Source organism: Chengkuizengella sp. SCS-71B (assembly GCF_040100845.1).
GTDB lineage: Bacteria > Bacillota > Bacilli > Paenibacillales > KCTC-33759 > Chengkuizengella.
This window is the reverse complement of record NZ_JAZHSH010000001.1, coordinates 89,576-113,333: the sequence shown is the minus strand read 5'-3', so window position 1 is coordinate 113,333 and position 23,758 is coordinate 89,576. Positions and strand designations below refer to the sequence as shown.

At 30.8% G+C, this 23,758-nt stretch carries 22 protein-coding genes; 13 read left to right on the top strand and 9 right to left on the bottom strand.

The genetic code is table 11. The features are described 5' to 3' along the window. Positions 1–109 precede the first annotated feature (109 nt). Positions 110–1,282: a hypothetical protein gene (locus tag VQL36_RS00590; protein WP_349247448.1), complete on the top strand. Its 1,173-nt coding sequence runs from the start codon at positions 110–112 to the stop codon at positions 1,280–1,282. 872 nt (positions 1,283–2,154) lie between these two features. Next, complete coding sequence (locus tag VQL36_RS00585; protein WP_349247447.1) at positions 2,155–3,228, top strand: SAM-dependent methyltransferase; 1,074 nt, start codon at positions 2,155–2,157, stop codon at positions 3,226–3,228. A gap of 70 nt (positions 3,229–3,298) precedes the next feature. Here VQL36_RS00585 and VQL36_RS00580 read toward each other — a convergent pair whose 3' ends face one another. Beyond that, a complete protein-coding gene (locus VQL36_RS00580) occupies positions 3,299–3,475 on the bottom strand; it encodes a hypothetical protein (RefSeq protein ID WP_349247446.1) in 177 nt (58 codons plus the stop codon). 72 nt (positions 3,476–3,547) lie between these two features. Continuing rightward, positions 3,548–4,012, bottom strand: a complete 465-nt coding sequence (tadA, locus tag VQL36_RS00575; RefSeq protein WP_349247445.1) for a tRNA adenosine(34) deaminase TadA — start codon at positions 4,010–4,012, stop codon at positions 3,548–3,550. 339 nt (positions 4,013–4,351) lie between these two features. On the opposite strand from tadA, the gene VQL36_RS00570 reads away from it, so the two are divergent. Then, positions 4,352–5,194, top strand: coding sequence for a hypothetical protein (locus VQL36_RS00570; RefSeq protein ID WP_349247444.1), 843 nt, complete (start codon positions 4,352–4,354; stop codon positions 5,192–5,194). Between the two features lie 122 nt (positions 5,195–5,316). Then, entirely contained in the window at positions 5,317–6,171 is an 855-nt protein-coding gene (locus VQL36_RS00565) for an SDR family oxidoreductase (RefSeq protein WP_349247443.1), read from the top strand. A 229-nt stretch (positions 6,172–6,400) separates the two neighbouring features. On the opposite strand, the gene VQL36_RS00560 is transcribed toward VQL36_RS00565, so the two are convergent. Genes VQL36_RS00560 through VQL36_RS00550 form a run of 3 tightly spaced genes read right to left on the bottom strand, consistent with a single transcriptional unit; the run spans position 6,401 to position 10,297 of the window. Then, positions 6,401–7,321 carry a polyprenyl synthetase family protein gene (locus VQL36_RS00560; RefSeq protein ID WP_349247442.1) on the bottom strand — a complete coding sequence of 307 codons (921 nt, stop codon included), beginning with the start codon at positions 7,319–7,321 and terminating at the stop codon, positions 6,401–6,403. Positions 7,322–7,343: 22 nt separating this feature from the next. Beyond that, positions 7,344–7,985 (bottom strand): response regulator transcription factor, encoded by a 642-nt coding sequence (locus VQL36_RS00555; RefSeq protein WP_349247441.1) that lies wholly within the window; start codon positions 7,983–7,985, stop codon positions 7,344–7,346. Beyond that, positions 7,982–10,297 carry a sensor histidine kinase gene (locus tag VQL36_RS00550; RefSeq protein WP_349247440.1) on the bottom strand — a complete coding sequence of 772 codons (2,316 nt, stop codon included), beginning with the start codon at positions 10,295–10,297 and terminating at the stop codon, positions 7,982–7,984. The genes VQL36_RS00555 and VQL36_RS00550 overlap by 4 nt, the downstream gene beginning before the upstream one ends. Before the next feature lie 110 nt (positions 10,298–10,407). Here VQL36_RS00550 and VQL36_RS00545 point away from each other — a divergent pair, with 110 nt between their 5' ends. Further along, a complete protein-coding gene (locus VQL36_RS00545; RefSeq protein WP_349247439.1) occupies positions 10,408–10,587 on the top strand; it encodes a hypothetical protein in 180 nt (59 codons plus the stop codon). Positions 10,588–10,638: 51 nt separating this feature from the next. On the opposite strand, the gene VQL36_RS00540 is transcribed toward VQL36_RS00545, so the two are convergent. Continuing rightward, positions 10,639–12,891, bottom strand: coding sequence for a sensor histidine kinase (locus VQL36_RS00540; RefSeq protein WP_349247438.1), 2,253 nt, complete (start codon positions 12,889–12,891; stop codon positions 10,639–10,641). Further along, entirely contained in the window at positions 12,873–15,125 is a 2,253-nt protein-coding gene (locus VQL36_RS00535) for an ATP-binding protein (RefSeq protein ID WP_349247437.1), read from the bottom strand. Before VQL36_RS00535 ends, VQL36_RS00540 begins: the two co-directional genes overlap by 19 nt. 282 nt (positions 15,126–15,407) lie before the next feature. Here VQL36_RS00535 and sda point away from each other — a divergent pair, with 282 nt between their 5' ends. The 4 genes from sda to prmC all read left to right on the top strand — a co-directional run bounded on the left by sda (position 15,408) and on the right by prmC (position 18,947). Continuing rightward, the gene (gene sda / locus VQL36_RS00530) at positions 15,408–15,554 is read left to right on the top strand and encodes a sporulation histidine kinase inhibitor Sda (RefSeq protein WP_413789462.1); all 147 of its coding nucleotides are present in this window, start codon (positions 15,408–15,410) and stop codon (positions 15,552–15,554) included. Between the two features lie 217 nt (positions 15,555–15,771). Beyond that, entirely contained in the window at positions 15,772–16,869 is a 1,098-nt protein-coding gene (ychF, locus tag VQL36_RS00525; protein WP_349247436.1) for a redox-regulated ATPase YchF, read from the top strand. A 115-nt stretch (positions 16,870–16,984) separates the two neighbouring features. Beyond that, positions 16,985–18,055, top strand: a complete 1,071-nt coding sequence (prfA, locus tag VQL36_RS00520) for a peptide chain release factor 1 (RefSeq protein WP_349247435.1) — start codon at positions 16,985–16,987, stop codon at positions 18,053–18,055. Between the two features lies 1 nt (position 18,056). Then, complete coding sequence (prmC, locus tag VQL36_RS00515) at positions 18,057–18,947, top strand: peptide chain release factor N(5)-glutamine methyltransferase (protein ID WP_349247434.1); 891 nt, start codon at positions 18,057–18,059, stop codon at positions 18,945–18,947. Between the two features lie 144 nt (positions 18,948–19,091). On the opposite strand, the gene VQL36_RS00510 is transcribed toward prmC, so the two are convergent. Continuing rightward, complete coding sequence (locus VQL36_RS00510; protein ID WP_349247433.1) at positions 19,092–19,784, bottom strand: aspartate/glutamate racemase family protein; 693 nt, start codon at positions 19,782–19,784, stop codon at positions 19,092–19,094. 55 nt (positions 19,785–19,839) lie between these two features. Then, positions 19,840–20,526, bottom strand: a complete 687-nt coding sequence (locus VQL36_RS00505; RefSeq protein WP_349247432.1) for a GntR family transcriptional regulator — start codon at positions 20,524–20,526, stop codon at positions 19,840–19,842. Between the two features lie 174 nt (positions 20,527–20,700). Here VQL36_RS00505 and spoIIR point away from each other — a divergent pair, with 174 nt between their 5' ends. The 4 genes from spoIIR (at position 20,701) to VQL36_RS00485 (ending at position 23,742) form a co-directional block, all read left to right on the top strand. Continuing rightward, a complete protein-coding gene (gene spoIIR, locus VQL36_RS00500) occupies positions 20,701–21,354 on the top strand; it encodes a stage II sporulation protein R (RefSeq protein WP_349247431.1) in 654 nt (217 codons plus the stop codon). A 62-nt stretch (positions 21,355–21,416) separates the two neighbouring features. Then, entirely contained in the window at positions 21,417–22,496 is a 1,080-nt protein-coding gene (locus VQL36_RS00495; protein ID WP_349247430.1) for an L-threonylcarbamoyladenylate synthase, read from the top strand. A gap of 58 nt (positions 22,497–22,554) precedes the next feature. Next, positions 22,555–23,115 carry a manganese efflux pump MntP family protein gene (locus VQL36_RS00490; protein WP_349247429.1) on the top strand — a complete coding sequence of 187 codons (561 nt, stop codon included), beginning with the start codon at positions 22,555–22,557 and terminating at the stop codon, positions 23,113–23,115. Between the two features lie 48 nt (positions 23,116–23,163). Continuing rightward, on the top strand, positions 23,164–23,742 hold the full coding sequence (locus VQL36_RS00485; RefSeq protein WP_349247428.1) for a low molecular weight protein arginine phosphatase: 579 nt from the start codon (positions 23,164–23,166) through the stop codon (positions 23,740–23,742). Positions 23,743–23,758 lie beyond the last annotated feature (16 nt).

The window sequence follows — 23,758 nt, the reverse complement described above, 5'->3', positions numbered from 1 at the left end:
TAAGAAAAGTGAAACCTGGAATAAAAATATGGGTATAAATATATATTGCTTTTATGGCTTATTTTGTTTTATGATAAGGAAGGTTTTTATTAAAAGGGGGAGAAATTGGATGAAAAGAAAAATATTTTTAATTGCAACAACTATGTTACTTATGTTTACAGTCGTTCTTAGTGGTTGTGGAGAGAAACCAGGTCCGAAGGACTTGTTAAAAGATGCAAGTGAAAAATCATTAGAGATGAAATCCTATTCTTTTGATGGGAATGTGAAATTAAGTTTGAACATACCGGAAGAAGCTATGGCAGCAGCACCAGAAATGGCGATGTTTGCAGGTATGTTCCAAGATATTAATATGAATATGACGGGTGTTTATCAACAAGATCCAATGAAAATGGAAATGGTGATGGATTTAGAAATACCTGGAGATATGAGTTTTAATATAAGTCTACCGATGATAATGGAAGAAGAGAGAATGTTAATTAAAGTACCTTCGATTCCATTTGTGCCTATGCCACAAGAAGTAACGGGTAAGTTTATTGAAATTGATTATAATGAACTAGCTGAAATGTCAGAAGGAGAAGTAACACCATTTAATTACGGAGATCTTCAGAAACAAAATGAACTTATCATGGAAATATCTCAAATAATGTTTAAACATTTTGATGAGGAAGAATACTTTACTTTAGTTGAAGATGCAGATCTTCCAGAAGGTACCGATGTAAAAAAAGCAGTTGAAATTAAAATCACTGATGAGAAATTTGAAAAAGCTATGTTAACTTTTATGGATGATGCACTTCCAGAGATACTGGATTTATTAGCTGATCCAAAATGGTCTGAGGTTACACAAATAGAATCAACAGATTTAGAACAAATTAGAGAAGAATTAGCTAATGGAAAAAGTGAATTCGTTGCATTTCTAGAAGATGAACAAAATACTTTAAAAGTTAATGATTTTTCATTCTTAAATGGAATCAATGATGATAACTATATTTCTTACCAAGCGTTAAAAATGGATGTAGATGCTATCACTGATGGGCAAGCAGTTAACATTGTAGTTGATATGTCATTAGGTATGGATCAAATTAACGAAAATCCGGAGTTTACAGTGGAAGTATCCAATGAGAATATCATTAAATTACAGGAATTAGAGGAAATTATGAATTCTGCATATGAAACATTTGAAGAAACTCCAGAACTAGGTGAATTCGATATTGAAGGACTTGAAGAATTAGATCTTACTGATGAAGAAATCGAAGCGCTTTTAGAAGAAGCTACGTCTAACTAATTAAAAGTATATAAATAAAATTTTCCCATTGGATGATTAATCTGATGGGAATTTTTATATACTATAAGATTTATAAAACCCAGAATATGTAAATGAATAAAATAATGAGATTAATAACTTTTATTTAATTTACATGCCAAACTATTCAAATATGGTTCTTTCATTCACACTATGTTTAATCTTATCTTAGAGATAAATCTTAGTAAAAGCCCTATATTATAAAGTATTATTCTATTTTAGTCATATAGAAACTATTCGTGAATTTTTATTTGTATTAAAAAACATAATCATGTTTAAATATGCAATAAAAAATATAAATGTGAAATTCTTTTTACAATTTTATGAAAAATATGGTAAAATAGACATGTATAATAGTTGGTTTATATATGGGCGGTGGGCTACAACCCTGAAAGGGGGTGAGGCCAAATGGAGATTTGCAATCTTTTGATCAATATTGGAAGGTTAATTATCTCATTTCTTGAATTCCGCAGAAAACGGAAAAAGAGACCGCCCTCATGCCAATAGGTTGCGGTCTATTCGTTCAATATCGTTATCCTACCGCCTTGTTAGACGGCTATTGTACTTCCAACCGTGGGTGCTGTAACACCTGCGGTTTTTTCTTTTTTCTCAACTTTCTTTATTATACTTTTTCAAGAAAAAAATGTAAATGGTTAAATATCAATTATTTTGTGTTTTTTTTTATGAAAATACAACCTGTTTGTTCACACAATATCATCATATGATAATTAGCTTGTATTTATTATATTATTTACATAAGCTATATGTAATAAACGTAATACAAATTACTCTCATGTAGTTTATTAAAATAGTAATATAAAATACATTATGATAAGATCAGAATGGTGATAATTATGAGCATACAAAACAATATTTCAAGCATAGAAATAAAAGATACAAAACAAATAATCATGACAATCAAACCTGAATTTAGTGATATTGGATTACAGGAGTTTAAATCAGCAGACCCCGAGGGGAGTCTTATCAAATGGTTTGATCAAGGAATCGGGCTTATTCAATTGAGTGTAGGTTTTAACAGGTTGACAGAGCATTTTCGTTTTCAAAAGCCGATTTATATTCAGCACATGTCTCCAGTACATAAAGAGGTACAGTTAACTCAAACTGAAGAGGATTTGCAAGTTATACATAAACATGTGAGTCAAATCTCCTCCCTATTAGATAAGAATAAAAGCTTTTCTGTTCAAACACGTTTGATTGATCCTTCAATGGAACGACCTTACAAAAGGTTCGATGTGAACAAATTTGTTTCTACAAAGGTTCAAGAAATGGGTTATACATTACATATTCAAAAACCTGAGCAGATTATTTCTATCGCATTTTATGAATCACAAGTCTATATAGGAATTTCAACATCTGAAGCAAATTTAAGTGATTGGTCAGGTGGACAACATCGGTTTGCACAAGAAGAAGGTCAAATATCTAGAGCTGAATTTAAGTTGCTTGAAGCAATGGATGTATTTGATATTCATTTCCCTGAGAACTGTGTAGCACTTGATTTGGGAGCGGCACCTGGGGGATGGACACGGGTATTGTTGCAACGTAATGCTAAGGTATATGCTGTAGATCCAGCTAATCTCGATCGATCTTTGAAAAAACATCCGAAAGTAAAACATTTTAAAGAAACAGCGCAAGTCTTTTTCACTCGCGATGAAAGCACTAAATTTGATGTGGTCGTGAATGACATGAAAATGGACACCTTTGAGTCGGTAGAATTAATGGGAGAAGCCAAAAAGCTACTAAAATCAAATAGCTTGATGATTTTGACATTAAAATTACCCAAAAAAAACATGAAAAAAAGGGTAGATCAAGCTATATCTACGCTAGAAAAATGGTTTGAAATTAAAGGTGTAAAACAATTGTTCCATAATCGTTCTGAAGTTACTGTATATATGAAAAATAAATCATAATAATTAGTAAAAATAAAAAACTGGTTTCCGATATAAGGATTCCAGTTTTTTAATATTTGTCGTTAATTCATTATTGAGGGTTAGATTCATCACCTTTATATCCTTTATCTCTCTTTAAATCTTCATGCTTGCGATCCTCATGTTTTTGATGTAGCTGCTGTGCATGGAAGCTGTTGACTGGATTTTCATCTAAATCCTCAACTACATTTTCTAAATTTTTATCTAAATTGGATTTCTGTTTTGTCACTTTAAAACCTCCACTACAAATTTTCATAGTTCTTAGTATAGAGTGGATTAGCATTGATTTTTTTATACATTATTATTTTCTTAATCTCTTAAAGAACTTTTTTAATAAATCACTGCACTCTTCTTGCAACACACCTGTAACGACTTCTGTTTGGTGATTAAAACGGTCTTCTTGCAGTAGATTCATTAAAGTACCAGCACAACCCGCTTTTGGATCGGAGGCACCATATATAACTTGTTTCACTCTGGATTGTACTATCGCACCCGCGCACATCGCACAAGGCTCTAATGTAACATATAGGGAACAATCTAATAATCGCCAAGCTTGCAAATAATCACTTGCTTCTCTAATGGCTATCATTTCAGCGTGAGCAGTGGAATCAAAGCTTGTTTCTCTTAAGTTATGTCCTCTGCCAATAATTTTATTTTTCCACACCACTACGGCTCCAATAGGGACTTCATTTTTGGATTCAGCAATTTTTGCTTCTTTGATTGCCTCTAACATAAAATGATGATGATGATCTGTATTTATTAACATGTGAATACCTCAATTCTGCTGGTCGGTTATGAACGTTTGTTCACAGGTTGTGGATAATGTTGTGGACAACCACTGGATAGAATGTAAAAATTGTGAATAAAATAATCAGTGTTGTGTATATTTTAATGGAAAGCTAAAGTTAAAATCAAATATTAATATTCTTGACTTAGAGTTAACTTTAACCCTTATAATTAAATTCAAAAGTAAAAAGTATAGAAAACATGTGGCATAACAAACTGGAAAAGGACAAACTGACACATAGTAATTAATAAAAGCAACCGAGAAGAATCATTAAATATTTTCTTGATATAAAAAACTGATCAAAAGGATGATATTAATATGGAATTTAAGTCAACTATGCATGAACAATATGCAAAATCACTTTTATACAGATGGTACATTTTTTACGAACGAGAACGAACAGAACAAACATTAGACAATCAATTATCAATTTTAGATCATGATTTTAAAGTGAAAAGGGACGGTGAAGTATTAAATAAAGAACAGTATATACATTATGAGAATCAAAGACCACTAAATCAAAAAAACGCTCATTCTGTACAAAAAATTACCTTTACTCAAGTGGAAGAGAATAAATCAAGTTTAGTGGCAGATATCATTTATCAAAATGAAAATAAAGAAGGAAAAGTTACAAGCTATAAAGTTCATTACGATACAATTTTAATTTTAAAAGAGGATAAATGGTACTTCTCAGAAATTAAAATTGGTTCAATTGAAATGATGAATCATATGTCTGAATTTAAGGATACTTATGCAGAAAATAGAGTTAAAAGTTTAATACATTATTATTTATCTTTAATGGAAAAATTAGATGGGGATGCATCTCCTTTTCAAGATATCTTTTATAAAGATTTTTATATGAAAGTGCCAAGCACAGATGATCCTATTACGAATATAGACCAGTTTGAAAGTTGGCTCTCTATTTCTAAAAACATTAAGGTAAGTACTCATTTAGTCGAGAACTTAGTAATTAAGTCCCTCCACTCAAATGAATATCATGTTACTATGGATTTTAATTGGCAAGCATTAACTAAATCTGATAAAATGCTCAAAACCAAATCTCATCAGGAATGGGAAATAGTAGATACTAATGAAACATTCCCAAGATTAAAAAAAATTATTATATCAGGAATAAAACCATTGAATGAATTGCAAAGATAGCTAAACTAGTGAACTCGTTTAAGCAAAGCTTAAACATCGTGAAATCAGATGGAGACTCTACTCCGCCTGATTAGGGAGAAGCCACACCTATACGTAATAAAAAAAAGAAAGAAGGATGAACAATGACAAAACAAATTGCAGTAATTACAGGAACATCTACAGGTCTCGGTCTGGCATTAACAGAAAAATTAGCAAATGAAGGCTGGAAGGTCTATGCGACAATGAGAAATTTAGAAAAAGGGCAATCTGTTCGAGATTTGCAACAATCAGGTTTAAGTATTGAATTATTGCAGTTAGATGTACAGTCACAAGAATCAGTTGATCAAGCCATTCAAAAGGTAATAGATCAAGAAGGACAAATTGACTTATTAGTGAATAATGCGGGAATTGGTTATATTAAAACAACCGAACAATCTACTGAAAAAGAATATATCAATGTATTTGATATTAATACGTTTGGTGCAATTCGCTGTACAAAAGCTGTTCTTCCATACATGCGTGAGAGAAAACAGGGAAAAGTTGTAGCAATTTCATCAGTAGGTGGTTTAGTGGGACAACCATTAAATGAAATTTACTGTGCAACGAAGTTTGCTTTGGAAGGTTACTATGAGAGCCTAGCTACTTATGTAACTCCGTATTTCGGAGTGGAGTTCATGATTGTTGAACCTGGTGGAATTTCATCTGAATTCGCAAATAGTGTTCTTGAGGGTATGGCTAGTAACGGTGGTTTCTATAAGGATGATTTTGAACCAGTTGTAAATGATTATATGGGAACAAGAACAGATCGATCAGATAATATTTATCAAACACCTTCAGAAGTTGCAGAAGTCGTCCTAGCTCAATTTAATACGAATCCACTTCCTCTAAGGATTAGAACATCAGAGTGGGCCGAACGTTTTTGCCAGTATAAAACAAAAGAAGATCCAACGGGTTTGATTCAAACAAAAGAAGTTGTAAAACAAATGTTGGGAAAATAACAAAACATAGGATAGATCAAATAAAGATATAATTTTAAATAAAGAACTACAATTTAGATAATTACTATAAAATGTCCTTTACAGAGAATACATTTTAATTATCTAGTAGTTCTTTTATTTTTTTATTCCATCATTATAAAAACTATTTTTTAAAAAAATAATCTTAAAATTCTAGAAGAATTAAGTTTCTTTCACAATGTATATTTGTTTTTCTATGTCATTTATTTAGTTATTTTTCAGTATAAACCAAATCCCTAAATCTTTCCTTCCATGGGGAAACAGCATCTAGTGTTTCAAACACCTCATCGAATTTATGAATATAAAGCGTTTGTATTACTCTAGCGTATTCAATGCATCCCGAGTCTTTAATGATCTGATTGATCTCGTCTTTTTTTGTAAGGAATTCTTCTTTAGTTACCTCACCTTCATAATATTGTTTGAAAATTGGAAATTCATCGTTATGTTTTAACAAATATAATACCGGTAGTGTTTTTTTTCTATGTAGTAAATCGTTTTTATGATCTGTTATAAATATATCGTTTATATCGTTTTCTAACTGATGGATAATACCAGAGATTGATGCTAATTCATCTAATTTTGTAAAATTTGATTCGTAATTTTTTTCAGTAGATGAATAACCCAAGTAACAAGCCAATCTAATTAATGAGCTGGATTTTTTCTCAAGCATAAAGAAATATTCTTCTTCGGTAGATATAGTGTTTTGGATATCTAATTGTTGACCTTGAATAGATTGAGTAATAAGTTGATTGACTTTACTAATTGACAAAGCTGTAGGTTTGTCCTCAAATATTGTATTTAGTTCTGCAATTGAACTCAACACAATTGTTAATATGATATTAAACATGTAATCCTTAGGATATTGCATCCATGGTTTAGTTAAATGATCTTGATCTTGAATATCATCTAAAATATCTGAGGCTAAAAATATCATTTCTGTAATAGCAGCCACTTTATAAATATGATCAGACTTTCCACCAAACATTCTGTGACTATATAGGGTCAGTTTTGACCAATGCAGATCATATTTAGTTTGTTCTTTTATGAATGATAACACTAAATCTTTTAATTCTGATACATGATCATATTGAGAAATCATCTTGTTCATTTCTTTATGTATTTCTGTTAGCATGAATCAGTACTGTCCCCCCTCGTTAATTGTTCTGTGTTTTCATTTGAACGAATTTTTCTATTGCTTGAACTTTTGTCTTCACATTTAACTTTCCATATATTTTTTTTAAATAATTATCTACAGAACGTTTACTAAGATGGATTTCATCTGCAACTTGTTCATGTGTAGCCCCTTTAACTATAAGGGTCATAATTTTAATCTCATCATCATTTAATTTGCTTTCAATAGGATTATGGTTTATACTCATCATCCTCATTTGATGGTACATAGAAAAAGGCAACATCGTATGCCCGTCTAAAATACAATTAACCATATTCATAATTGTGGTTTCACTTGATTCTTTAGATATAATCCCACATACTTTTAATTCAATTAATTTATTAGTGAGATCCGTAATATCGATTCCAGAGAAAATGATGATCAATGTACATGGAAATTTTTTTCTAATTTGTTCGGCAATTTCAACACCTGTCATATCAGGGAGACGGTAATCTAAAAAGACAATTTCGGGTTGATGTAATGCCATCATCTCTAAACATTGTTTACCATTATAAGCCATGTCAATGACTTGAATAAATTCATTTTTTTCTAGTAAATTTTTTGTAGCTTTTGCAACTAAAGGATGGTCATCTACGATTAAAACATTTTTTTTATTTGTATTCATGCTGATTTCTCCTCCTTATTTGGCAGGGTAATCCAAAATTTAGCCCCTTTACCGATACTAGATTCAACCTTTAATTTACCGTTTAAATATAGAACACGACTTTTGATTTGTTCCATTCCCATTCCTGATTTTAGAGTGTCTTGTTCTTTATTTGATTGTTCATTAAATCCGATTCCGTTATCTTCAAATTGAAGTTGTATTTCATGATTCATCGTCTGAAGAGATATATTTACTTTTGTAGCCTGTGCATGTTTTTTTGTATTTGTAATCATTTCTTGGATCATTCGAAAAATATGACTTTTAAAATCCATATTTCTTTCTTCAATTTGGTATTCGTCCTCTACACTAAACTCAATTTCAAATGTATTCATCGCCGATTCTAGTTGAATTAGCTTTCTTATAGCATGAATTAGCCCTGCTTCTTGTAGTAAATAAGGATGCAACTCAAAACAGCTTTGTCGCAAGTTGACGTTGATAATTTCTACATAACTAACTATATTTTTAATTTCATTTGCATGTTTATGATTTAAATCTTTATTTTCTATTAAACAATTTAATCTTCTTTTTAAGAAAAATAAATCTTGCATCGTAGTATCATGGAGATCAGTTGCTATTCGTACACGTTCTTTTTCTTGCAATTCAAACATAAATTTACGAAACCATAAAAATTCATTTGCTGTTTTTTCATCAGGAATATGTACGGCTAACTGCTCTAGTTTCATCGTTAGTTTACGTATTAAATAGAGATTTTCTAAATTAACGGCCAAGTAAGTTATGATTAAGTTTATCCATTGGCTTTCTTCCATTCCAATCACTGTATTTGTTTTCTTCTTTGTTAATACTAAGTAACTTGTGTATTCCTCGTGGTCTGTAATTTCAAAACATATGTAGTCATGATCAACTTCATTCGTTTCTATCATTTTTGTTGCTTTGTTTAAATCGATATCTCCCTCGCTTATGGTTTCAATTGAATCATTATATTTAAATATAATCGCTCCACCAAACACATTCATTGTGTTAACAATATCCACGAGTGTAATATCTTTTAATTCATGAAAACTAGATATGGATCTAAGATTTTGTGATATTTTTTTAAGTGCATTATTTAAATGATATCTCTTAGGAAAAATAATTCGTTGAAATTTCGTAGTAAGGTATTCAAAAGAGTATAGTAATAATGATAATATAAAAGTAGTAATGATAAAACTGACTATGTAATGTGAGCTTAATAGGCTATTAACATAAGTAAGTTCGTTAGAAAATACTATAATTCCACTTGGGATGATTGAGATTATAATAGTGAACAAATATCTTCGTATTAAAATATCAATGTCGTAGAGCTTTTTTGATAAAAGTAGATAAGCAAATGATATGGGAAATAATAGTCCAAACCAACAAGTATAAGTTGTACTAATCCATTGTTCACCATACAATAAATCAGGTAAAAATGAGAAAAAGCTAAATGGAAAAACTGAAATAAAAAGGGATATCCAAATCGTTTTAATAAGTGTTGAAGTATATGTCTTTTCTTTTTTATGTTTAAAATAAATTATAGTTAGCAGTGTAAAATTTGCTAAAATACCAAATAAGAAAATTAACATTGTAGTAGTTCTACTTATGTTGAGGGTAGTATCAATAGTAAAAAAAAATGGGAAACTTAAAAATTGAACGGTGAATGTAATAAATACAAAAATATATAGATATTTGAGTAATCTATTGGAAAGCTCTATAGCTGTTTTCTCATTAAATAATTTTATTAGGAAATGTAAAAATAAAATTGGTATTAACATTAACAATGAATAATTTATTATTTTACCTAGAATGTCTCCACGACTTGAAGCCCCTAAACTAATAAAAATAAGTGCAAGTGACATAAAAATTACAGAGAGCATTTTTGCAGAAGGTGAGTTAGTTATATTTTTATATAGGATAAAAGCAATGAAATAACAAAGAATAAAACTAACCAATAACAATGTATCGAAAATATCTAATAAAGAAGTGGTATTAACTTCAATTTGTAATTCAGTATCATTTCTAGATATTAATATGGTTTTAAAATCGACAAGAACCTCATTGTTATTAGAAATAAAATAGTTATTTACTGCTATATGATCTATTTCAAGGATAGTATCACCTATTTGTAAACCTAGTTCATTAGTAAAACTATCGATTCTGTATACTGACCAAATATTTTCTTCAGATTCACTAACAAAAATTGAATAATTTGGATATTGAATTATTAAATATAAAAACCAAATTTGAATAATTAAGAATAAAAAAAACAAACTTCTATATAAAAAATTTCTCTTCACCTTTATACCTCCTTTAAAATAATGTATTGAGTAAAGATTTGATGTTGATATATTATAAAAGTATTAGTAATATAAAGTAAATAATAAGAAGTAGAAAGTGAAGTGAAAATATGAAGTCAGTAAAATGGTCTTCAGATTTACAAAATATTATTAAACGTTTAAAGAGAATGGAATTAGATAAAATGAATATAACTATATCTGAATTAAAACTACCAAAAAATGAAATACAATCAATAAGAAATATACTTTTAAAAGATTCGGAAAAGAAAAAAGAAGGTTTTCCTTGGTAATAACTAGCTTATTAATATTATATTTAAAGAAATATAATATTAATCGTAGCTTTAATTATAAGGGAAATTAATAATTAATTTTACTCCATTTCCTCTAGTTGTTATAAATTTCATATCTCCATTTAAGTCATTAACTCTATAGCGAATTTGCTCCAAACCAATTCCCTTCAATTCAGTTGGTTTGCTTTTTATTAGGTTAGTATCAAAGCCAATCCCATCATCCTTATAAATTAAAGATTGTGTATGATCAATCGCTCTAAGGTCTATATTCACAACAGATGCTTCGGCATGTTTTTTTGTATTATTAATAAGCTCTTGAATTATACGAAAAACATGTTGTTTTACTTCCATTTTACTATTTTCTATTTTATCAGCATTCTTAGTTGTAAATTTAATAATAAAATTATTCATTGCTTTTTCTTGATCTACTAATTGCTCAACTGCTTTAATTAAACCTGTTTCTTTAATTAAGTAAGGGTTAAGCTCAAAAAAGTTTTGTCTTAAACCTACATTTATCATGTCTACATAATTAACGATATTTTTCAGTTCTTGATTTACTTCTTTAGATGTACTTTTTTCGACATATATAGATATTCTTCTCCGTAATAATAATAAATCCTGCAAGGTTGAATCATGTAAGTCAATAGAAATATGAAATCTTTCTTTTTCTTGTAGTTCAAAAGAATATTTTCTAATAAAATATATATTTTCTAAACTAACTTTCATATAGGAAATAATAAGATCCATCCACTGTGTTTCTTCTAATCCAAGTTTGGAGTTGTTTTTTTTCTTCGTAAGTACCAAATAACTTGTATATTCTTGATGTAGATTTATTTGAAATATAGAATATTCAGGAGATTCTTCATTTAACGAAGTTGAATCTAATAATTTTTCCACTTCCTTAACATTAATTTTACCTACAAGAATGGTTTCAGCTTTATCCTTATATTTTAATACAATAACTCCTCCACTTACTTGAAACAGGTCGATAATATCTGTTAATATTTGGTCTTTTAAATCATGAAAGTTTGTAATAGAAGTAAGTTTTTTAAGAATATGATCCAATGATTTTTGATAACCACGTTTATGTGGGAATATGGTGTTTTCTAACTTTAAAAGGATATACTTTATTGAAAACAATGATAAAAATAAGGTGATTAAAGTACAAATAAAAGCTATTACTACATTTTGTATTGTAATTTTTAGGTCAAATATAATTGATATGAAAATCACGATCAAAATACTAGGTATAATAGAAAAAACAAGTGTGAATATTATTCTTTTTATAACAACTTCAATATCTAAAATTTGTTTTGAAAGAATTAGATAAGCAAATGTTGTAGGAAAGAAAAAGAAGAAGAAGACTGTATAAAATGGATTAACCCAATGTGCTCCAAATAGTAGGTCAGGTAAAAATGAAAGCAAACTAAATGGGGCTGAAGTAATAAATAAACAAAACCAAATGATTTTAATTAATGTAGAGGTATAACTCTCTTCCTTGCGATATTTAAAGTAAATGGTTAACAAATATATAAAGTTTATTAGTAATCCTAATAAAAAAAATATCATTGCAAAGTTCTTTGTTACAATATAAAAGTAGTATGAATATGGAGTGTAAAAAAAATCAAATAATTGAAAGAGAAAAACTAATATTATAACAAGATATAAATATTTAAAAATTTTTGTGGGTGTTTGTTGTACTTCAGTTTTTTCTTTAATTAGTACAAATAAGAACTGTAAAAATAAGATAGGAATAGTCATTGTGCTAGAAACAACTACTATTTTTGCAAGTATGTCTGCCCTCGTAGAAGCATTAACTGCAATAAATGTCAGACCACTGGTAAAAAATAAAAATGACAAGAATCTTGCAGATTTTAATTGGGGCATCCTTATCATTAGTAGAATAGCTTGAAAATAACAAAAAACACCACACATAAAAGGTATTAAGCCATTAAGAGCATAGCTAGAGATTTGACTAGCTTTAACTTCAAAAACACGATCATTTCTTGATAATAACAAATGATCAAATTGTCTTACAATTTTCCACTTTTGAATAGAATAGTGTTCACTAGCCTCCTCATGATTTACTTGTAAGACTTTATCCCCAATCTGAATACCATTTAAAGATTCTATATTTTTAATCCGTACATTTGAAATGATCCATTGATTATTATCATTTTTTTCTACTTCAATACCAGTATAAGGATATTTAATGGTCAGAAAAACAAACCAACATTGAATAGCAATAAATATTGTAATTAATATTGTGATTAATAGCTTTTTATTCAACTGGATAGTCCCCATTTCTGTTCCTCTTCTATTGGAAACGTCATATGAATTTGAACGCCTTTATCTACATTGGACTTTATTTTTAATTTGCCATTTAAATCTATGACACGATATCGAATATGATCTAGACCTGATTCAGATCGTTTAGTAGAATGCTTAGCTTTCTTTTTAACATCTAGACCAATTCCATTATCTTCATATATTAATCGAAACATTGTTTCTTTTGTTTTAAAAGTAATATTTACTGTATTTGCTTGAGCATGTTTTATGGTGTTATTAAGAAGTTCTTGTATGATACGAAATAGTTGCCGTTTTTCTTCCATACTATAATTCTCAATTTCATTGATTTCTAAAAAGTTAATTTCTAGATCATGGATTAGCTGAAGTTGATCAATAAGTTTATGGATAGCATGATTTAATCCCATATCCTGAATTGTATATGGATATAATTCAAAGCACCCTTGCCTTAAACTTAAGTTGATGATATCTATATAATCTAAAAGGTTAGTAATTTCTTTTTTCTCTTCTTTAGTTATGCTTTTATTGCCTGCTACTGCTCCTAATCTTCGTTTTAAGAAGAATAAATCCTGCATCGTAGAATCGTGTAGGTCTGTAGCAATTCTAAACCTTTCTTTTTCTTGTAATTCAAAGCGTAATTTACGTAAATAATAAATATTTTCTAAACAAATTTTTAAGTAGGAGCAAATTAGAAAAAGCCACTGTTTTTCCTCTAGTCCTAACACAGTATTGTTTGTTTTTTTTGTTAACACTAAATAACTTGTGTATTCTTTATGACGATTAATTTCATAACTAGTATAGAAGGGATGTTCATCTAAATTTTTTGGAGTTTTTAATAAGTTTTTAATTTCTTCTACATCAATTGTCCCTTTACTGATTGATTCGTAATTATTTTTATAAATTAAAATAATAGCGGCACCATGTACTTTATATAATTGAATAATATCTGGTAATATAATGGATTTAAATTCATGGAAATTAGTGATTGTCCCTAACTTTTCAACAATCAGATTTAGCTTCATTTTTAAATTATGTTTTTTTGGATAAATCCATTTTTCAAATTTATTTGTAATATAACGTGTTAAAGCTAAGGTTAAAAATAAAATAAAGGAAGTTGTTATAAGAGCTAAGGTTAATTGTTTTGAAGACAAATCAGGTTTAAATAAATACATAATCATAGTAATAATGAAAGCACTAGGAAGAAGTGAAAAACAAATGATAAATAAAATTCTACGAGTGATGACATTTAAATCATATATTTGTTTAGTAATAATTAAATACGAAAATGAAAAAGGAAAAAAAAGTATAAACCAAGTAGTATAAATTGGTTCCATGATGGCATTACCTGTAATTATAAATGGTAGATAAGAAAAAATGCTAAGGGGTGCAAATGATAAAAACAACGATACCCATATAGATTTAATTAAAGTGGAAGCATATGATTTCTCTTTTCGATAAGAAAAATATAGTTTTGTCAATATTAAAAATATAGATAGCAAACCAAACAAAAGATAACAAATTACCAAAAATCCAATTATGTCATATATAAAATATATTGCAGATGAATCAGTAAAAAAGAAAAGTTGTGGGAGTATAGTGAACAAAATAAGGATTGTTAGTAATTTAGTAAATCTTATAGATATGATTACATCTGCCTTCTCTTTTAAAAAAACATATAAAAAATTTAAAAATAATATTGGTAGAAACATGACTAACGTATAAATAAATATCAATCCAAGTACTTCCCCACGACTAGAAGCCCCTGTGCTAATAAATGCCATAGCAATTACCACATGAAGATAGGATAAGTGTTTTGCAGACTCATGATGGGATGAATATTTGTAAAGTAAAAATATTAAAAGAAAGGAAAGAAGTAAACTAAAAAGAGGTAATATATCATAAGTAGTTACGCTTGGAAATGTATGATTAAGCACCTCCACTTTTTCACCATCACGCAATACTAAAACTTGTTTAAATTGTTCCAATCCATGAAATTTATAAATAGAAGCGTGTTTGTTAACATTTTTATGATCCACTTCTAAGATGATATCCCCAACCTTTAATCCTACATCAACACTTTCACTTTCAAATCTCTCAATTACCCATTCATTTTGTTCTGTTTTATCTAATATAACACCAGTATAAGGATAACTAAAAGTAATATAAATAAACCAGACTTGTGCTATGAAGACTAAACATATTAATAATGTAATAATAGATTTTTTGTGCATGAATAGACCTCCATAACTATAAATAAATATTCATTGTAATATATTTTTTAAAATTTAATAAACTATAATAATAAACTCAAATAGGCAGTCTTCTGGTAAAGGTTGTAATTCTTATTATATTGGATATACAAGTTAATGAAAGTTAATTACGCAAAGTTTGCATTTTAATGAAACAGGTTTACGCTGAATTTTCCTCCTACTTTACTTATAATTACCATTAACAGGGATTAATTTGAAGCACACAATCAATTGTTAATTTTTATTTCTTTGAGGGAGGATGACATGACAATGCATAACTTAAGTGATCTACGTTTAATTGAATGTTTTTTAGAGGCTAAGGAATTTAATTTAGATCGGAAATTTATTTGCCTTCTGTACGAAGAAATAAAAAGAAGAAATATCGACATTCATGATGAGGTGTGCGTTTAAAAATTAATTTTTGTTTTACCAGCAAGGAGTATCTCCCATAGATGAAGATGGAGCGACTGAGGGAATCGCTTCATCTTCTATTTTTTTGTCTTTTTATATGTATTGGGTATATTGTTCACTTTTATAGGATGAGTAAAGATGACAATACACTTTGACTACTATATAATAGTGGAAGTGATTTTGTGGGTTGCTTATAAATTGAATGGAGTTGACATAGATGGCTTTAAAAGCAGGAATTGTTGGATTACCTAACGTTGGTAAATCCACACTATTTAACGCAATTACGCAAGCTGGTGCGGAATCAGCAAATTACCCATTTTGTACGATTGATCCAAATGTAGGTGTGGTAGAAGTACCTGATGAAAGATTACACAAACTAACAGAACTTGTTAACCCGAAGAAGGTAGTTCCAACAGCATTTGAATTTGTAGACATTGCAGGGTTAGTAAAAGGAGCAAGTAAAGGTGAAGGTTTAGGAAATAAATTTCTTGCCAATATCCGTGAGGTAGATTCGATAGTGCATGTTGTTCGCTGTTTTCAGGATGAAAATATTACTCATGTATCTGGAACGATTGATCCAATCAGTGATATTGAAACGATAAATTTGGAATTAATTTTAGCAGACATTGAGTCTGTGGAACGTAAAATTGAACGTTCACGTAAAAATATGAAAGGTGGGAATAAGCAGTACGCAGCTGAAGTAGAATGTTTAGAAAAAGTAAAAGCTGTTTTATATGAAGATAAACCCGCCAGAAGTTTAGAATTAACCGATGATGAGAAATTGTTGATTCGTGACCTTCATTTATTAACAATGAAACCTGTATTATTTGCTACAAATGTAGGTGAAGATGAAGTTGGTCAAGAAGATAATGAATTTGTAATCAAAGTGAAAGAGCTGGCAGAACAAGAAGGTGCTGAAGTAGTGGTGATCAGTGCCAAGGTTGAATCTGAAATTGCTGAACTCGAAGGCGAAGACAAAGAGATGTTTTTAGAAGAGCTTGGGATTACTGAATCAGGATTAGATCGCTTAATTAAAGCTGCATATAAACTGTTAGGGTTAGATACTTATTTTACAGCAGGTGAACAAGAGGTTAGAGCTTGGACCATTCGTCAAGGGACAAGAGCGCCACAAGCAGCAGGTGTTATTCATACGGATTTTGAAAGAGGCTTTATTCGTGCAGAAGTTGTTGCTTATGATGATTTAATAGCTTGTGGTTCCATGGGAGCAGCTCGTGAAAAAGGGTTGTTAGGATTAGAAGGAAAAGAGTACGTTGTCAAAGATGGGGATATTATGCACTTTAGGTTTAATGTGTAAGTTGACATCCTGAACCCAATTTAATAAAATTTTTAGAATAAATAGATAAATTATTGCTTTTATTTTTTATTTTTCGTGAATAGATTTTTAATACGCTCAAAAAGGGGTGGACATTATGCTAGATCGACTCCAGTCTTTGGCTGATCGTTATGAGAAACTAAGTGAATTATTATGTGATCCAGATGTAGCCAATGATGCGAAAAGATTAAGAGAATTGTCTAAAGAACAATCTGATTTACAAGAAGTGTATGAAGCATACACTGAATATAAATCTGTTATAGAACAATATGATGAAGCCAAGTCCATGATCAATGAAAAACTAGATGATGAAATGCGTGATTTAGTTAAAATGGAGCTTGACGAATCTTCAACTAGAAAAACAGAGTTAGAAGAAAAGATTCAAATTCTTTTGCTTCCTAAAGATCCTAATGATGATAAAAATGTCATTGTAGAAATACGTGGCGCAGCTGGTGGGGATGAAGCTGCGTTATTCGCAGGAGATCTTTATCGGATGTACTCAAGATATGCTGACTTACAAGGGTGGAAGACAGAAATACTTGAAGCTAATGTTAATGATTTAGGTGGATTTAAAGAAATTATATTTATGGTAAAAGGAAAAGGTGCATATAGCAAATTGAAGTTTGAAAGTGGTGCACACCGTGTTCAGAGAGTTCCAACGACTGAATCTGGTGGACGTATTCATACTTCTACAGCTACAGTTGGTGTGTTACCTGAAGCGGAAGACGTTGAAGTAGATATTAAGGACAGTGATATTCGAGTGGATACATTTTGTTCAAGTGGAGCGGGTGGGCAGTCCGTTAATACAACGAAATCTGCTGTTCGTGTTACCCATGTGCCTACTGGCATCGTAGCAACCTGTCAGGATGGTAAATCACAAAACTCAAATAAAGAAATGGCTTTGCAAGTGTTAAGAGCTAGAATTTATGATAAAATTCAACAAGAAGAACAAGCGAAATATGCAGATGAGCGTAAAAGTAAGGTTGGAACAGGTGATCGTAGTGAAAGAATTCGCACTTATAATTTTCCTCAAAGTCGTGTAACAGATCATCGGATTGGTTTAACTTTGCATAAGTTGGATCAAGTTTTGTCGGGTGAAATAGAAGAGGTTGTTGCTGCTCTTACTGTAGAAGCACAAGCGGAATTAATGGAAAATGAGGAAGGTTAATATGAGTCAACAAATGTCCGTTAGAGAAGCCTTTTTAGAGGCTTCTTCTTTTTTAAAGGAAACAGATAGTAAAAATACTCAAGACCCTTCACAAGTTTGCAGATGGATGTTAGAAGCGTTGTTAGATTGGAAGCACAATGATTTCTATTTACGTTGGCACGAACCTTTTCCACATAATAAAAGACAGAAGTGGAAGGACATGTTGAACAGAAAAGCAGAGGGAGAACCTGTTCAATATATTATAGGCAATCAAGAATTTTTTGGATTAACCTTTAAGGTTACCCATTCAGTATTAATTCCTCGCCCAGAAACGGAAATCCTAGTTGAGAAAATGATGCAAGAATGTAGACAAATGTGGCAAGACAGCAAACCTGTTATAGCAGATATTGGTACAGGGAGCGGTATCATTCCTATCACTCTAGCAGTACATAACCCTTCGTGGGAGTTGATAGCTGTCGACATATCAGATCAGGCGATTGAGGTTGCGAAACAAAATGCCATAAAAAACAATGTTATGAATCAGATAGAATTTGTACAGGGTGACTTGTTGCATCCACTTATTGAAAATAAAAGAGAGGTTGATGTCTTAATTTCTAATCCTCCTTACATCCCATCAAAGGATATGAAGGATTTACAGATAGAAGTAAAGGATTTTGAACCTTTAAATGCATTGGATGGCGGCGGAGATGGACTTTATTTTTACGATAAAATGATAAGACAATTAAGTGATTTGCCTGTTTATCCAAAGATCGTAGGACTTGAAGTTGGACAAGGTCAAGCAAAACAAGTAGCTGAATGGTTACAGTCATTGAATCAATGGAATGAAGTTTATGTCGTAAAAGATTTAGCGGGTATAGGAAGGCATGTAGTAGCAGTCAATCATAAAATGTAAACATCTTATGCACAAAACTTAAACTTTAAGCGATCCTATTTACAAAAAGTCAAAAGAACGCAGAAAAGAGTATTACCTCTACACCGCGTCCGTAAAATGTTATCAGCTCAAAGGTGAGCTCCCATTATATTAAAGGTTTAAATTTTATGATTGCAAAGCATAATCTGCAGATTTTATTGCATGTATCTTAGTCGTATCAAACACTGGAACGTTTATATCTTCTTCATTTATTAACATAGTGATCTCAGTACATCCAAGAATGATTCCTTCAGCACCATTATTAATAAGTTTTTTAATAATATCTAAGTATTGTTTTTTGGAGTATTCATCTACTTTTCCTAAACAAAGTTCATTGTAAATCGTATCATGAACTATTTTTCTATCTGTTTCACTTGGAACTAGGACTTCTAAGTCATAATTAGATAGTTTGTCTTTATAAAAACTATGCTCCATTGTAAAGTTTGTGGCTAATAAACCTACTTTTTTTATACCTGCTGATTTAATCTGTTCACCAGTAATGTCTGCAATATGCAATAAAGGAATTGAAATGGAATCCTGTACTTCAGGTGCCATTTTATGCATTGTATTTGTACAAATGACTAGGAAATCAGCACCACCTTTTTCTAATTGTTTAGCTGCATTGATAAGTTCCGTTGTTGCTTCTTCCCATTTTCCTTCATATTGCAAATCTTTAAACATTTGAAAATCTACAGAATACAACATACTTTTTGCAGAATGAAGACCACCTAACTTTTCTTTAACTCTTTCGTTTATTAGTTTGTAATAAATTGCAGATGACTCCCAACTCAAACCACCAAGTAACCCTATTGTTTTCATCCATTTTCCTCCTCAAAAAATTAATGATTTTAATCAAAATAAAATGATATTTGATTTACTCCTCGTGTTCTTGAAGTTCCATCAATTTATAAACATTTTGTAAAGGTCCTATCCAATTTTGTTTCATAATGCTTGCCGCTTTTTCTTTATCATGATTAAGAAAGGCATCAATAATTAACCTGTGTTCATTGATGGAATCTTCCTGTGATAACAATTCTTGTGCTAAAAATAAATACTTCAATCGGCGAACATGAAGGTCCATAATCGAACAAAAATGAGTAATATAGGAGTTATCAGCTAGTTCAATAATAAAATTATGAAATTGTTCATCTGTTTCCATCGCTTTATATGGTTCTTTTAATTGAATGGCTAATTCAAACTGATGATTGATTTCTTTTAGCTCTTCGATTTTTTCAACCGATATGGTTTCTGCTATTTCCTCTGCTGCTAAAGCATGTAATGTGGCTAGAGGAGGAAAAATTTTTTTGACATCTTCCTTTGTGACTGTTGTTACTTTAGTTTCTTTGCCAGGACGCATTTCGATGAGTCCTTGCGTTTCAAGCAACAATAAGGCTTCTCTTACTGGCGTCCTGCTAATGCCTAATGCTTCGGAAATTTCGGCATCGTATATTTTTTCACCTGGTTCTAGAGTACCCTCTATGATCCATCTTTGTATTTGATTCAGTGCCCTTTCCTTAGCAGTGATTCTTGACGGAGAAGTAAAATTCTTAGGTATTGGCATCGAACTAACACCTCCATTTTCTCTATTATATGCAATATATCGCATATATATATTTATGTCAATTGAGAAATGAGCTAATTTTATCTATCAAATTTTAATAGATTCAGAGGTTTAACTCCTTCTTTCAATGGACAAACTAAATGATAGATTATACACAAAGGGAGCGAATTTCTTATGTTAAAACCCTCCAAATGGAAATCATATATTTATCTTTGTTTTGTCCTTATTATGTTATTTATGAATTGGGAGTATCAGCAGGCTCATGCAACTTTAATTGAAAACACAATTCCAGAACAATCCATTCGCTTAAGAATATTAGCGAATTCAGACTCACCTCGTGATCAGTGGATTAAAGGGGAGATTCGTAATGAAATTGTGAACTATATGAATGATTGGGTGATTAAACCTAATCAAATTACGGATGCTAGAGCAATGGTCATGTCCCATATGAATCAAATAGAAGCACTTGTAGGAAAGGTATTACAAGATAACGGTTTTGGAGAATCTTATTCTGTTGAGTTAGGACAATTTGATTTTCCTACAAAAATGTATGGGAATAAAGTGTACCCTGCTGGAGTTTATGAAGCTCTCCGTGTCATTGTAGGTGCAGGACAAGGGCAGAATTGGTGGTGTGTTCTTTTTCCACCTTTATGTTTTGTTGATATAACAACTGGGGAAGCCATAACACAAGAAGATGTAAATAAAAATCAGGAAGAAGTGAAAATAAACAGTAATTTAGAAACAGTAGAACAACAACCGGAAACTCGTTTTTTTCTCTGGGATTTAATAGTTAGTATTACAAACTCTATTAAAGGGGTATTTGCTTAAATGGCAACATACAAAGTATAATTCTATATTATATTTACTTAATTAAGAGGACACTATAAGCCATGAAAACAATCTATTGGAATTTAAATAAGGGAATAATTGGAGAAGAGGATGCTCTTGTTATTGAAGAAGCGGCATCAGAACTAAAAAAGGGAAATCTCATCGCTTTTCCAACGGAAACTGTTTATGGATTAGGTGCGGATGCTACGTCTAATATTGCAGTAAACAATATATTCCAAGCTAAAGGTAGACCATCTGATAATCCACTCATCGTGCACATTTCAAATAAAAAACAATTACATGATTTAGTGGAATCTGTTAGTGATAAGGTAGAACAGGTTATGGATCGTTTTTGGCCTGGACCCTTAACCATTATTTTTCGACTAAAAAAGGATGCTAATCTCTCCAACAAAGTAACTGCAGGATTAGACACGGTTGCGATTAGAATGCCAGATCACCCTATCGCTTTGGAATTAATTGAAAAAGCCAATTGCCCTATTGCAGCACCTAGTGCAAATCGTTCAGGTAAGCCAAGCCCAACAGAAGCAAAACATGTGAAAGAGGATCTAGATGAACGAATTAGAGGAATTATCGATGGTGGTGCAACAGGAGTAGGGATAGAATCTACTGTGATACAAATGGAAGAGGATCATATTTATATTTTACGACCAGGAAGTATTACCAAATCACAGTTGCAAGAAATTACTCCTCTTGTTGAATTTTCATATGAAAAAGAAAATCTAGACAAATCATCTATTCATGAACAAATACCTCGTTCACCAGGTATTAAATATAAGCACTATGCTCCTAATGGGTTATTAACCGTTGTAAAAGGAGAAAACAAACAAAAAGTGAAGCAAACCATTCAGTCAGCAATTGATGAAGCAAAAGAGCAAGGTGAAAAAACAGGTATTCTCACTTTTATAGAAAGTAAAAAAGAATACAATGCAGATTTGGTTCTAACTTATGGCAGTCGAAGCCGAATAGATGAAACTGCACATGATTTATACGCAGCTTTAAGAATGTTTGATAAAAATAAAGTAACAATTATATTTGCTGAAGCTTGTTCTGAAGAAGGGATGGGACTAGCTGTCATGAATCGCTTGATGAAAGCATCTGGAAATCAGGTGGTACAAGTATAGCATGTTTCACTTCATGTCCGCATATTGTTTATAGAATAGTGGACATGGGGGAGATAACATGACAGCCGTTTCAGTTGAATTAGGCCAATTTATAACAATTCTAATCATGGCAATTGCATTAGGAATGGATGCTTTTTCTTTAGGCGTAGGAATTGGAATGAGGGGAATTAGGTTATTAGATATTTTAAAAATTAGTATGATCGTTGGCTTTTTTCACATCATGATGCCGCTTATGGGGATATTTACTGGTAAATATGTGAGTACGATTTTAGGTGATGTTGCTTTAATTGCAGGTGGTACTTTACTTGTATTATTAGGTTTGCATATGTTATATAGTTCTATAAGGGGGGAGAAATTTCAGGCTTTTGATCACAGCACTTTGTGGGGAATATTAATATTTTCATTAAGTGTGAGTATTGATTCATTTTCGGTAGGCATATCCCTTGGTTTATTTTCCTCAGATATCATACTAACGGTATTATTATTTGGTATATTTGGAGGGACATTATCTATTTTAGGATTATTATTAGGGAGATCTATTTCTGTAAGTTTAGGTGAATATGGCGAGGCAATAGGTGGAATTATTTTGTTAGCTTTTGGAATAAAATTTTTAATATAAAATACGACTAAGCAAGTTAAAACCGACTAGGAAGGACGATTTTCTTTTATGAAACATATCTTATTTGTTTGTACTGGAAATACTTGTCGAAGCCCCATGGCAGAAGGTATTTTTGCTGGATTAGTTCAGAGAGAAGGTTTAGATATAGAAATACGTTCAGCTGGAGTATTTGCTATGGACAATCACGCCATTTCTGAAAATGCTGCAAAAATATTAGAGGAAAAAGGCTTATCAAATAATATTATATCTAATAAAGTTACAGATGAGTGGGTGAATTGGGCAGATTATATTTTTGCGATGACGATGAATCATAAGCGCCACATCATAGAATACTACCCACAAGCAGTGGAAAAAACGTTTACATTAAAAGAGTATGTTGAAGATAATATAGAAGTGATGGACCGTATCGTAGAAAGAGAAAAATTAATAGCTGATCTACAAATGAAGTTATCTTTAGGTCAAGAAATACCCGACTATTTAAAACAACAATTGCTGGAGTTGGAATCAGATTTACCCGACTATGATATAGCTGACCCCTTTGGAGGAACGATTGTTGATTATAAAATGGTAGCAGAGGAAATTGAAGAGTATTTGAATAAACTTTTAATTAAATTGAAAAAGGGTTAAATAAGGAACAGTTATT